General features: G+C 37.9%; 10 protein-coding genes and 1 pseudogene. All 11 read left to right on the top strand.

The features are described from left to right. Positions 1–34: 34 nt before the first annotated feature. Positions 35–928 (top strand): annotated as a pseudogene (locus ABWO41_RS17245) (alpha-L-rhamnosidase N-terminal domain-containing protein); the annotation flags it as partial. A gap of 48 nt (positions 929–976) precedes the next feature. Further along, positions 977–2,701, top strand: a complete 1,725-nt coding sequence (locus ABWO41_RS09175) for a family 78 glycoside hydrolase catalytic domain (RefSeq protein WP_353136810.1) — start codon at positions 977–979, stop codon at positions 2,699–2,701. Positions 2,702–2,706: 5 nt separating this feature from the next. Continuing rightward, positions 2,707–3,351: a DUF3826 domain-containing protein gene (locus tag ABWO41_RS09170; RefSeq protein ID WP_353136807.1), complete on the top strand. Its 645-nt coding sequence runs from the start codon at positions 2,707–2,709 to the stop codon at positions 3,349–3,351. Continuing rightward, the gene (locus ABWO41_RS09165; protein ID WP_353136804.1) at positions 3,341–4,492 is read left to right on the top strand and encodes a sialidase family protein; all 1,152 of its coding nucleotides are present in this window, start codon (positions 3,341–3,343) and stop codon (positions 4,490–4,492) included. Before ABWO41_RS09170 ends, ABWO41_RS09165 begins: the two co-directional genes overlap by 11 nt. Positions 4,493–4,602: 110 nt before the next feature. Further along, positions 4,603–5,754 (top strand): iron-containing alcohol dehydrogenase, encoded by a 1,152-nt coding sequence (locus ABWO41_RS09160; protein WP_353136801.1) that lies wholly within the window; start codon positions 4,603–4,605, stop codon positions 5,752–5,754. Between the two features lies 1 nt (position 5,755). Then, positions 5,756–6,694: a dihydrodipicolinate synthase family protein gene (locus tag ABWO41_RS09155; protein ID WP_353136798.1), complete on the top strand. Its 939-nt coding sequence runs from the start codon at positions 5,756–5,758 to the stop codon at positions 6,692–6,694. Further along, on the top strand, positions 6,687–7,712 hold the full coding sequence (gene pdxA / locus ABWO41_RS09150) for a 4-hydroxythreonine-4-phosphate dehydrogenase PdxA (RefSeq protein WP_353136795.1): 1,026 nt from the start codon (positions 6,687–6,689) through the stop codon (positions 7,710–7,712). Before ABWO41_RS09155 ends, pdxA begins: the two co-directional genes overlap by 8 nt. Positions 7,713–7,718: 6 nt before the next feature. Beyond that, on the top strand, positions 7,719–8,828 hold the full coding sequence (locus ABWO41_RS09145) for a four-carbon acid sugar kinase family protein (RefSeq protein WP_353136792.1): 1,110 nt from the start codon (positions 7,719–7,721) through the stop codon (positions 8,826–8,828). A 24-nt stretch (positions 8,829–8,852) separates the two neighbouring features. Next, a complete protein-coding gene (locus tag ABWO41_RS09140; RefSeq protein ID WP_353136789.1) occupies positions 8,853–10,430 on the top strand; it encodes a sodium:solute symporter family protein in 1,578 nt (525 codons plus the stop codon). Further along, positions 10,423–11,799 carry a glucuronyl esterase domain-containing protein gene (locus tag ABWO41_RS09135; protein ID WP_353136786.1) on the top strand — a complete coding sequence of 459 codons (1,377 nt, stop codon included), beginning with the start codon at positions 10,423–10,425 and terminating at the stop codon, positions 11,797–11,799. Before ABWO41_RS09140 ends, ABWO41_RS09135 begins: the two co-directional genes overlap by 8 nt. A 58-nt stretch (positions 11,800–11,857) precedes the next feature. Then, positions 11,858–12,754 carry a sugar phosphate isomerase/epimerase family protein gene (locus ABWO41_RS09130; protein ID WP_353136783.1) on the top strand — a complete coding sequence of 299 codons (897 nt, stop codon included), beginning with the start codon at positions 11,858–11,860 and terminating at the stop codon, positions 12,752–12,754. The last annotated feature ends 49 nt before the right edge of the window (positions 12,755–12,803 follow it).

Below are 12,803 nucleotides of genomic sequence, written 5' to 3'. Positions count from 1 at the left end.
AGCATTACAGCATCAGGCGCAGGCGAAAGTAAGTGTGTACGATTTACGTACCGAGTTACTTGTGAACCCTGTTGGAATTGATGTGTCTGCTCCAAGGCTGGGCTGGAAGTTAAGCGGAGACGAAAGAGCTATTGTGCAAACAGCTTATCATGTATTAGTAGCATCTTCTAAAGATAAACTGGATCAAAATACAGGAGATCTGTGGGATTCCGGAAAGCAGAATTCGAATAACTCTATTCATGTTATTTACGCTGGTAAAGCTTTGAAAAGCAGAGCGGAAGTATTTTGGAAGGTAAAAGTTTACACCAATAAAGGAGAAAGCACCTGGTCTGAAAATGCTTCGTGGACAATGGGATTGCTTAACTACAAGGATTGGGCAGGTCGCTGGATAGGTTTCGATAAATATTTCCCGTCAGACAGTGAGGAAGAAGGAAAGTTGTCTGCCCGTTATTTCAGAAAGGAATTCAATACCCCTAAAAAGGTAAAAAAAGCTACAGCCTACATTATGGGTTTAGGGCTTTACGAATTGTATATCGATGGGAAAAAAGTTGGCGATCAGGTATTAGCGCCAAGCCCTACAGATTATACAAAAAACATTAAATACAATGTATTGGATGTAACTAATTTCCTGAATGAAGGAAAACATGCTATCGGCGTAATTTTAGGAAATGGTCGTTTTTATGCTATGCGTCAGGCGAAACCTTATAAAGTGAAAACTTTTGGTTTCCCTAAAATGTAAATGCAGGTAATAGTGACTTATGAGGATGGATCTTCCGAAACCTTAAAAACAGATAATTCATGGAAAGGAACTTCGGACGGACCAATTACTGCAAATAACGAATATGATGGTGAGAATTACGATGCCAGAAAAGAATTAAAAGGTTGGGCGAATGTAGGTTTTGACGACAAAAAATGGCTAAATGCCGATTATGTTCAGGAACCGGGAGGAGAGTATGAAGCTCAACTAAACGGCCATATGAAAGTAATGCAGGATATTGTTCCGGTTTCCATTGTTAAAAAAGCTGAAGGAAAATACATCATAGACTTTGGCCAGAACTTTTCTGGTTGGGTAAAAATGAGTGTAAGCGGAACAAGTGGTAGCAAGGTTACACTTCGTTTTGCTGAATCTTTACAAGATAATGGGGAGCTTTTTACCACAAATTTACGCGATGCCAAAGCAACCGACAATTACATTTTAAAAGGTGAGGGAACAGAAGAATGGGAACCTCGTTTCACTTATCATGGTTTCCGTTATGTGGAAGTTAGTGGTTACCCTGGTGTAGCAAGCAAAGCTAATTTTACCGGAAGATTGGTTTATGATGACATGCAGAATGTTGGAACTTTCGTTTCTTCGAATCCACTTTTAAATCAGATCCATAAAAATGCCTGGTGGGGCATAGCTTCTAACTACAAAGGAATGCCAGTGGATTGCCCGCAGAGAAATGAACGTCAGCCATGGTTGGGAGATCGTCCGGTAAGTGCTTACGGAGAAAACTTTTTGTTTGATAATGCGAACTTTTATATAAAATGGTTAGAAGATATTCGCCTGTCACAAAAAGAAGATGGCGCAATTCCGGATGTGGCACCTGCTTTTTGGAGATATTATAGTGATAACATCAGCTGGCCGGGGACTTATCTGCTTATTGCAGATATGCTTTATCAGCAAACCGGAGATTTAAGGATATTGCAAAAGCATTATCCAGCGATGAAAAAGTGGATGGATTATATGCAGTTCCGTTATACAGATAAAGACGGTATTATTACCAAAGATAGTTATGGAGATTGGTGTTTTCCACCAGCAACAATAGAAGCGGGAAGAGGAAAAATTGCTGATAAAAAATATCCAAGTGCTTTAATTTCCAGCGCCTATTATTACCATTTGTTACACATGATGTCTCGTTTCAGTATGCTGACGGGAAATGGGAAAGACCAGTCTTATTTTTTAGATCGGGCTGCTAAAATGAGGACTGATTTCAACAAGAAGTTTTATAATCAGGCAGGGTTTTACGGCAGTAATTCGCTGACAGATAATTTACTGGCCATGCACTTCGGTTTGGTAGAAGATGCCAACAAAGAAAAACTGGCAAACAGAATTGTGGAAATTGTAGAAAAAGAAAATAAAGGACATTTAAGTACTGGAGTAATCGGCACGCAATGGATTATGCGCACTTTAACCGATATGGGCAGAGTAGATCTGGCTTATAAAATAGCAACAAATAAAACCTATCCTTCCTGGGGATATATGGTAGAAAACGGTGCAACAACGATTTGGGAATTGTGGAATGGAAATACAGCACATCCTAAAATGAATTCTCAAAACCATGTGATGATGCTGGGTGATTTGCTGGTTTGGTTTTATGAGAATCTGGCAGGAATCAAATCTCAGGAAAATGCATTTCAAACTGTTGTCATGAAGCCAGAGGTAATTGCAGGTTTAGATCATGTAAATGCGAACTACAATAGTTTATACGGTAAAATAGAATCTAACTGGACAAAAAATAAATCTGCTTTTGAATGGAAAATTGTTATTCCAGCGAATGCAAAAGCTAAGGTTTATTTGCCTGCGAAGGATTTATCGTCCATTACAGAAAATAACAAAAAATTAAAAGACAATAAAGATATCAGGGTACTATCGGAAGAAGAGGGAAGCGTTCGGGTAGAATTAGGATCTGGTACTTATCAATTCAAAACTAAATTATAAACACTATGAAAAAGACATTAATTATTTTCTTTTTGAGCTTTTTAGCTGTAAATATAAAGGCTCAGGATAATACAGGGGAACAAAAGAAAGCTAACGATTGGGTAGCCGAATTGAAACTTAATAATGCAAAAAAAGAAGAGACAGTTAAAAATCTAATATTTAATCATCTCGTTGCTGTTAAAGACTGGCATAATAGTCATCCGGCTAGTACAGTTCCGGCAGGAATTAATCCGCGAACAGGGGAAAAGCTAAATGAATTACACCGCTCTATTATTGCAGATTCTGCTATGCCAGAAACGGTTCATAAAACTTTAATGGATGGTTTAAGACAAGAACTAACTCCGGAGCAGGTGATTTTTATACTGGATAAGTATACTATAGGTAAAGTGGACTTTACCATGAAAGGTTATAAAGCCATTGTACCGGACTTAACCGAGCAGGAGGAAAAGACAATCAGAACTTATCTGGAAGAAGCAAGAGAAATGGCTATTGACTATAAAAATATGAAGCAGATCTCTGTGATTTTTGAGATATACAAAGATAAGTCAGAAGCATATTTAAATGCGAATGGTAGGAACTGGAGACAGCTTTATAAAGATTATGTTAATAAAGTAAAGGCAGAAAAAGCAAAGAAATCAAATGAAAAGTAAGATAGCATTATCCGTTATTGTCAGTTTTTTATTCCTGTCAGGAGTACAGGCACAAAAAAAGAATGCATTATACAAATGGAGAAAAGGAATTATTAAAGATGAGTTTATATATGATAAGGCTCCTTTCCCTTCTTGTCATTCGGCAACTATTGCAGAAACGCCTACAGGATTAGTTTATGCTTTTTTTGGTGGAACACGTGAAAGGCATCCGGATGTAGAGATTTATGTTAGCCGCCAGGAAAATGGACAATGGCTGGCTCCAGTTTCAGCAGCTAATGGGATTCAGGAAGACGGAAAGAGATTACCAACCTGGAATCCGGTTTTATATCAGGTTCCAAATGGAGATTTGATGCTTTTTTATAAAATTGGACCAAAGCCGTCTGCATGGTGGGGAATGTTAAAAAGATCTAAAGATGGTGGAAAAACATGGTCGGCGGCAGAAAAACTGCCAAATGGATATATAGGCCCGGTTAAGAATAAGCCAGTTTTATTAAGTAACGGTAATTTAATTTGTCCTACGAGTACAGAGCATGATGGATGGAAGATTCATTTTGAAATTACTTCTGACTTTGGTAAAACATGGCGAAAGGTAGGGCCTTTAACCAGTGAAATAGCGGATATGAAAGCTATTCAGCCAAGTGTTCTGGATCATGGCAATGGAAAATTGCAAATTTTAGCAAGAACGCGTAACTGGGCAATAGCCGAATCATGGTCTTATGACAACGGTGAAACCTGGACTCCATTGAATAAAACCACATTGCCAAATAACAATTCAGGAACAGATGCGGTAACAATGAAAAACGGTAAGCATGTTTTGGTTTATAACCATGTTTTGCCACCAAAGGATAATCCGAAAGGAGCCAGAACACCTTTAAATGTAGCTGTGTCTAAAGATGGAATTAACTGGGATGCTGTTTTGATATTGGAAGATTCCCCAATCAGCCAATACTCTTATCCGGCAGTTATCCAGACAAGTGATGGTTTATTGCATTTCGCATACACCTGGAGACGCGAAAAAATGAAACATGTAGTTGTTGACCCGAAGAAATTAAAAGCGAGACCAATAAAGAATGGTATATGGCCAAATGTTAAAGGCTATACATTACCAACTTTAGAAACTTACAAAGCAGAGGAGGAATAGTAGGATTGATTAACCGCAAAGTACACGAAGAATGCGTAACGTGATTAGATAAAGTTTGAAGTCCGTTACGTAAAGCAGGACGCTTTTTGGTTAGATTTTAATAAATATATATGTCGATTAATAGGATTTTAAAAGTTAGTTTCCCTAATAAGCTAATTTTTGGAAATGGTGTGATGACGCAGTTGGCTGAAGAAACTATTCAGCTTAATTGCAAAGAGGTAATATTGTTGACAATTAAGCCTTTGCAGTCGCAATTGGCTGGTTTTATTGACGAGTTACAGAAAAATAATATTGTTGTTATAACTGATACGAGTATCGAGCAGGAGCCAACATTTTCTGATTTCAGAAGAATATTGAGCGAGCTGAAAAACTCAAATGCTGATACAGTAATTGGTATTGGGGGGGGAAGTGTGTTGGATGTTGCCAAATTGGTTGCTGCGCAGTTAGACAATACACAAACTTTAGAAGAAATTGTTGGAAATGGCTTATTGAAAGGCAGAAATAAACGATTGATCTGTGTGCCGGCGACATCCGGAACAGGTAGTGAAGTTTCTCCGAATGCCATTTTAGTTGATGATGAAAATCAGAAAAAAGGAATTATCAGTCCTTATCTGGTGCCGGATATGGTTTATGCAGATCCGTTGCTTACTTTGAGTTTACCCGCCTCCATTACAGCAGCTACGGGATTAGACGCGTTAACTCATTGCCTGGAAGCTTTTACGAATAAGTTTTCGCAACCATTTATAGATATGTATGCCTTTGAGGGGATGCGCTTGATTGCTTCAAACTTAGAAGAAGCCGTAAAAAATGGTCAAAATAAAGAAGCAAGAAGTGAGGTAGCTTTGGGAAGTATTCTTGGTGGTTTTTGTTTAGGTCCGGTTAACACAGCAGGAGTACATGCTTTATCCTATCCTTTAGGCAGTATGTTCCATCTACCACACGGATTGTCCAATGCATTGCTTTTGCCTTACGTTATGGAATTCAACTATACTGCAAATCCAAAAAAATATGCTGAGGTGGCTATTGCTTTGGGGTGCAGAAGAGAAAATACAGATGAAGAAACCGCTGTGGCAGGTGTCGCTAAAATAAAAGAGCTGATACAAGCATGTGGCATTCCAGCCAGATTAAGGGACTTAAATATCCCACAGGAAACCATTCCACAAATGGCAGAAGATGCCATGCAGATTACCAGATTGCTGGTGAATAATCCGAGAGAGATAACGTTAACGGATGCTATTTCCATTTACAATGCTGCCTATTAAAATGAAAGAAAATCAAAAAACAAAAGAAACAATTGTTCCGGTAGTAGCTCCGTTGAATAAAGATTTAAGCCTGGACAGGGATGCTGTAGCTAAGATTTTTTCTTATTTATACAGTAACAATGCTATTCCATTTATATTAGGGACTACGGGCGAATCAGCCTCGCTCTCTAATAGCTTTAAGGAAGAATATCTAAGGGCAGGTGTAGAGAATAAGCCGGCAGATAAGAAATTGTATGTTGGTATTTCTTCTAATATATTGGAAGACTCGGTAGCATTTGCACATTTAGCTTACGATTTAGGAATAGATGCTGTAGCGGCAACATTACCAACTTATTATAAACTGTCTGACGCTCAAATAGGAAAATATTTCTTGCAGCTGGCAGAGGAAATCCCAACCGATCTGGTGGTTTACAATATTCCGGCAACAACTCATATGTCTATTCCGTTAGAGTTATTGGATGAATTGAGTTATCATCCCAAAATTGTTGGAACAAAAGACTCGGAGAGAAGTATAGAACGATTAGATAAATCACTGGAACTTTGGAAAGATAGAGCAGATTTTAAGCACTATATGGGTTGGGCCGGTCAGTCGGCCTATGCGTTAATTAATGGCAGTGATGGTATTATACCAAGTTCAGGAAACTTTGCACCTGCTATTTACAGCCAAATGTGCACTGCGGTAGAACAAGGTAATTTTGATTTAGCCCATGAATTGCAAAAACAATCTGATGTATTAGGTTCTTTATATCAGGCAAATAAATCTTTGGGCGAATCTCTCTGGGGACTAAAAGTCTTGATGAGGGAGCTGTCTTTATGTGATCCTTATATGATGCCACCTTTATACGAATTAAGTAAAGCAGAGGAAGTGAAATTAATAGAAGCATTCCAGGAATTAATTAACAGAGAAAATATAAAACTGAATATAGCAAGTCATGTTTAAGCCTATTATAGGAATTACTATGGGTGATCCGGCGAGTATAGGTCCGGAAATAGCTTTAAAAGCGGTGTTAAATCCTCATATTCACGAAATATGCAAACCTCTTATTGTTGGTGATGCAACCGTTTTTAGAAATATAGCAGAAGTATTGAGTATTGATGTAAAAATCAATAGTGTTCAGCAAGTTGCAGAGGCTAAATTTGAATTAGGCACTGTAGATATTTTTGATTTACAAAACACCAATTTATCTAAAATAACGTTTGGAGAAATATCAGCCGAAGCTGGCAATGCATCGTTTGAATCGGTAACAAAAGTTATAGATCTGGCGCTTAAAGGCGAAGTAGATGCAACAGTTACAGGCCCAATAAATAAGAAATCTGTTAACGAAGCAGGCCATCATTTTGCCGGGCATACAGAAATTTACGCGCATTATACCAATACAAAGAAGTATGCGATGCTTTTGGTAGAAGATAATCTAAAGGTTATTCATGTTTCTACGCATGTGTCTCTGCGTCAGGCTTGCGATTTGGTAAAAAAAGAACGGATACTTGAAGTAGTAGAGTTGTTGCAAAATGGACTAATCAGTTTAGGGGAAAAGAATTTAAAAATAGGCATTGCTGGTTTAAATCCGCATGCGGGAGATTCTGGTTTGTTTGGAACAGAAGATGATCAGGAAATCCTTCCTGCTGTAGAGGAAGCAAAAGAAAAAGGTTTTGACGTAGAAGGTCCCGTTCCTGCCGATACCTTATTTGCAAAAGCAGCTACCGGTTATTATGGTGGAATTGTGGCAATGTATCACGATCAGGGACATATTCCATTCAAATTGTCTGGTTTTAAATGGAATCCGGAAAAGAAGCAAATGGATAGCGTAAAAGGGGTAAATATCACTATGGGGTTACCAATTATCAGAACATCTGTAGATCATGGCACAGCGTTTGAAATTGCTGGGAAAGGTGTTGCCAGTCCGGATGCTATGATTCTGGCTATTGAGTCGGCAGTACAGTTATCAAAAAATAAATAACCAATAATGACATCTATTTTAGTAATTGCAGATGATTTAACCGGAGCGGCCGAAATTGGAGGTATCGCACTTCGATATAATTTGACGGTAGATATAGTCCATAAATTGGACAGTACATTACAGTCGGATGTACAAATCCTTAATACTAATACAAGATCATTAACATATGAGGAGATCATTCCGCATTTACAAAATGTCACTAACGGAATAAAAAAAGATGCATATCAATTTATCTATCTGAAATTCGATTCTGCGTTGCGGGGAAATATCAAGATTCAGGTTGACTTTCTAAAAGAACAACTGAATTATAAGTTGGCTGTATTTTGCCCTGCAAATCCGGTTTTTGGTCGGATAATTAAGAATGGTGAATATTATATAAACGATAGACTGATTAACGAAACCAGTTTTTCTGAAGATCCCGAATTTCCAATCCAAAAAAGCCATGTGTTGGATATCTTAAATGCCCCTGAATGGGAATTGGTTAAAAATGTGCAGCAATCGCAATTAGAAACCGGATGTGCTGTTGTCGAAGTATCAACTCATAAGGAGTTAGATCAGTTGGCAGAAAATGTTCAATTTTCAAATTTAATGATTGGAGGCTCTGCATTCTTTAATGCTTTGCTTCACCAGCAGTATACACAGTTTAAGAAGGGTTTCAGAGAACATATTGAACTAAATCACCCTGTCTTATTTGTTTGCGGTTCTGCTTATAAAAATAGTAGTGAGCAAATTAAAAAAGTTAAACCCGATTATTTGGTCTATTTTGATAATAATGACTCCATAGAAAAGTTACGTGACGAGCTATTAAATAAGATCAGAGAGCGATCAAAAGTCATCTTTGCAGTTTCTCCGCAAACGAAAGGTTCTGCAGCAGAAATCCGAAAAAAAATGGCCGGAATTGTTGGACAGGTTTATCACAATACGGAGGTCTGCGAGCTCGTTATAGAAGGTGGCGCTACATCTTACGAAATTTTAAACGAATTAAACATAAAGACTGTTACTCCCGTACAAGAGATAGGCCTGGGCCTTATTAAAACCATGGTAACAGACAAAAAACTTTTTATTACTCTGAAGCCGGGGAGCTATCCCTGGACAAAAGAATTGTGGAAGTTCTGATTCTTCAGTTAAGCTAAATTTATAATGACTAAACCTATTTTAAGCGTTCTGGATTACGGAATTATTATTGCTGTATTGTTAATAACCCTGTATTTCGGTTTAAAATACGCTAAAAACCAAAAGACAACAGAAGCCTACTTTTCGGCAAAAGGGAGAGTGCCGTCGTGGGCAATTGGTATGTCTTTGCTGGCTACTTTAATCAGTAGTGTTACCTTTTTAGGATATCCGGCAGAAGGATATTCGCACAATTGGATTTTATTGGTACAGGGATTAATGGTGCCTATTGTACTGCTGGGTACTGTTTGGTTTATTGTGCCACTTTACAGGAAAGTAATAGGCTTAAGTACTTACGAGTATTTCGAAAAGCGTTTCGGAAGCTTTGCCCGCTATTACAGTTCTATTGCCTTTGTATTGAGACAATTCTCCGGAATGGGGACTGTTTTATATCTTTTAGCGGTTGCTCTGTCAAGTATGACCAATATCAGTACCTACTGGGTAATTATCGTTGTCGGACTAATTATAGTTACGGTTAATCTGTTGGGTGGGATTGAAGCTGTTATCTGGCTTGATGTATTTCAGGGATTTATGTTGTTTGCCAGCGGTATCTTGTGCCTTCTGGTTATTATCTTTTCTGTAAACGGAGGGTTACCAGAGGTTTGGAGGGTTGCAACAGAAAATGGTCGTACAGGATTTGGTCCTTATGATCTGGATTTTACCAGACTGACTTTTGTTGTAATGGCAATTAACGGCGCTTTTTATGCCATTCAGAAATATGGTACAGATCAAACAGTTATTCAGAGGTATCTTACTGCTAAATCTGATAAATCTGCAATCAGAGCATCTTTATTAGGAATCTTATTAACGGTTCCGGTTTGGTCACTGTTTATGTTTATTGGTACAGCGCTTTTTGTCTACTACACACAAAATAGCTTACCGGGTGAAGTAGGCCCAAATAGTGTATTCCCTTATTTTATTATGAGCGAATTGCCAATGGGAGTGGTAGGATTTATTTTAGCAGCAATGATTTCTGCGGCAATCTGTAGCCTAAGTGCAGATTTAAATTCCTTAGCTGCGGTTGGTATTGAAGACTATTATAAAAAGATAAAACCAAATAGTGTAGATAATGAATATCTGGTAGCCAGTAGATGGATGGTCGCTATTTCTGGGCTAATTTCTGTCATTATAGGATTTGTAGATGTGCATTTAGGAAGCGAAAGTATATTAGGCATAATCTTCACGCTGTATGCTATTTTTTCCGGTGGAATAGTTGGAATATTTTTACTGGGAGTTTTCTCATCAAGAGCAAATAGACAAGGCTTGAATATAGCCATAATTGTCTGTATAATTTTTACTGCGTATGCTTTTTTAACGAGTACCGAAATAGATTTTGGGGGTAAGACATTTTTAATTCTGGATTTTGGAGAGCTCAATTTTACACATAATAAATTGATGCTGGGTGTTTATAGCCATTTGATTGTCATTGGTGTTGGATACGTGGCGAGCTTGTTTTTTCCAAAACCAGAACTAGATCAAAATTTATTGTATAGTGGCTGGAAAGCTTCAAGAAAGGCACAGAAAGAAAAGGAGCTGTATCATGAATAAGATATTTTTTGCGTTTTTAATAAGTTGCGCGATTGTATTACAGGTTTTTGGGCAAAGTTCTGATAGTCAGTATAAAAAACCATTGAAAGAAGTGATTAAACTTCTCGAAACACGTTATAATATTACCATTAAATACAATGAAAATCAGGTTGAGGGGAAATGGCTGAACTATGCCGAGTGGCGATTTAGGTCGGATGTAGATGAAACACTTCGCAATGTGTTGTCTCCGCTGGATTTGAAGGTAAATAAGGAAGGAGAAGGCCGATATAAATTAAAAGAGTACGAATATTACAGATGGGAAGTAAAAGACGGTTGGGATTATCTGGATAAATTAGCAAGCCGTTATCATAATAAAGAATCGTGGGAAGCCAGAAAAGCACAGATAAGACCAGAATTATATAAAGCATTAAAATTATCACCTCTTCCTGAAAAGCCAAAATCAAAAATTATTCTTACTCCGAAAAGATTATTTGAAGGTTATTCTGTAGAGAACTTTGCTTTGGAAATTATGCCGGGCTTATATGTTAATGGTTCTGTTTACAGACCTCTCAATTATAAAGGTAAAACTCCGGTAGTACTGAGTCCGGATGGACATTGGGGCGGTCATCGTTACAGAAAGGATGCGCAGATTCGTTTTGCTATGACTGCAAAACTAGGTGCAGTAGCAGTAAGTTACGATCTGTTTGCCTGGGGAGAATCGTTATTGCAGTTTAAATCTGAAGATCATAGACGAAGTTTAGCTTTAACCGTTCAAACTTTGGGAGCTATCCGTATTCTGGATTATATATTAGAAGATAAGAATATCGACAAAACAAGAGTCGGAATATGCGGAGGATCAGGAGGTGGAAGTCAGGCTGTATTGATGGCTGCTTTAGATCCCAGAATCAATTTAAGTATTCCGGTAGTTTCTTTATCGTCTTATTTTTATGGTGGTTGTCCGTGTGAAAGCGGTTTACCCATACACAGCGTTGCTGGCGGAACAAATAATGTTGAACTGGCAGCAATGACGGCACCAAATCCGCAATTGGTTATATCGGACGGGAAAGATTGGACTGCACATATGCCACAACACGATTTCCTGTATTTACAAAAAATCTATGGTTTTTATGGTAAAAGGGATAATGTGAAAAATGTCCATTTACCAGAAGATGGACATGATTTTGGTTATTCTAAACGTAAACCAGTATATAACTTCCTAATAGAACATTTCAAATTAAATCCTAAAAGCCTGAAAGAAGCAGATGGAAATTACGACGAATCTTCTATTACCATAGAGAACAAGGAAGCTTTATATACTTTCGGCCCGAATGGGGAGAAACTTCCTAAGAATGCTATTCGCGGATACGAGAATCTGGAAAAATTATTTTAGGCTTATATGGATTTTTTAGACCTATAACTTTCAACTTTCGACTTATAACTTACAAGCTATGGAACAAAATAGGAGAGATTTTTTAAAAGTATCCGCACTATTTGGTGCAAGTTTAGTTTTACCTAACGATCTAATGGCTTTTGCTGCCACAAATCAACGCTATAAAATAGCGGTAATAGATTTAATGATTTTAAAACGTCAAAAGCTTAGCGCATTCGATCTTACAAAGCAGATAGGAGCAGACGGTCTGGAAGTGGATATGGGAGGTCTGGGTAACCGAGAGACTTTTGATAGCAAATTGTCTGACCCTGCTACCAGACAGGAATTTCTTTCTAAGGCCAAAGAATTGAATATAGAGATTTGTTCTTTAGCCATGACCGGATTTTATGCGCAGTCTTTTGCCACAAGACCAACTTATCACCAAATGGTAGGCGATTGCCTGAGAACCTGTCAGCAAATGGGAGTTAAAGTAGCGTTCCTGCCGCTAGGAATTCAGGGAGATTTAGTGAAGAATCCGGAACTTAGGCCAGCTATTGTAGAAAGGTTGAAAGTGGTAGGAAAAATGGCCAGAAAGGCCGGTGTTGTTGTGGGAATAGAAACTGCGCTTAATGCTACGGAGGAAGTGAAACTGCTTAAGGAAATTGGTTCTAAAAATATTCAGGTCTATTTCAATTTTTCTAATCCTTTAAAAGAAGGCCGTGATTTAATTAATGAACTTAAAATTCTAGGTAAAAAGCGCATATGTCAAATCCACTGTACAGATGAAGATGGCGTTTGGTTGGAAAATAATAAGCGTTTGAATATGTACAAAGTAAAAGAGGCGCTGGATAATATGGGCTGGAAAGGCTGGTTGGTTATAGAGCGTTCCCGTGATGCGAGTTTATCTCCAAGGGCTGTGAAAGAAAACTTTGGGGCCAATACTGCTTTTATGAAAAAGGTTTTTCAGGAGAAATAGATGGTGACGTCAAAAACACAGATTGCCTCGTCATGCTTTCTCGCAATGA

The sequence above is a fragment of the Pseudopedobacter sp. genome (genome assembly GCF_040392825.1).
In the GTDB taxonomy this organism is placed as follows: domain Bacteria; phylum Bacteroidota; class Bacteroidia; order Sphingobacteriales; family Sphingobacteriaceae; genus Pseudopedobacter.
This window is presented reverse-complemented; position numbering and strand designations above follow the sequence as displayed.

Bases quoted from the DNA above. Each gene is read 5' to 3' on its own strand.
- ABWO41_RS09140 (WP_353136789.1), top strand. From the start codon at position 8,853: ATGACTAAACCTATTTTAAGCGTTCTGGATTACGGAATTATTATTGCT.
- ABWO41_RS09160 (WP_353136801.1), top strand. From the start codon at position 4,603: ATGTCGATTAATAGGATTTTAAAAGTTAGTTTCCCTAATAAGCTAATT.
- ABWO41_RS09170 (WP_353136807.1), top strand. From the start codon at position 2,707: ATGAAAAAGACATTAATTATTTTCTTTTTGAGCTTTTTAGCTGTAAAT.
- ABWO41_RS09175 (WP_353136810.1), top strand. From the start codon at position 977: ATGAAAGTAATGCAGGATATTGTTCCGGTTTCCATTGTTAAAAAAGCT.
- pdxA (WP_353136795.1), top strand. From the start codon at position 6,687: ATGTTTAAGCCTATTATAGGAATTACTATGGGTGATCCGGCGAGTATA.
- ABWO41_RS09165 (WP_353136804.1), top strand. From the start codon at position 3,341: ATGAAAAGTAAGATAGCATTATCCGTTATTGTCAGTTTTTTATTCCTG.
- ABWO41_RS09135 (WP_353136786.1), top strand. From the start codon at position 10,423: ATGAATAAGATATTTTTTGCGTTTTTAATAAGTTGCGCGATTGTATTA.
- ABWO41_RS09130 (WP_353136783.1), top strand. From the start codon at position 11,858: ATGGAACAAAATAGGAGAGATTTTTTAAAAGTATCCGCACTATTTGGT.
- ABWO41_RS09145 (WP_353136792.1), top strand. From the start codon at position 7,719: ATGACATCTATTTTAGTAATTGCAGATGATTTAACCGGAGCGGCCGAA.
- ABWO41_RS09155 (WP_353136798.1), top strand. From the start codon at position 5,756: ATGAAAGAAAATCAAAAAACAAAAGAAACAATTGTTCCGGTAGTAGCT.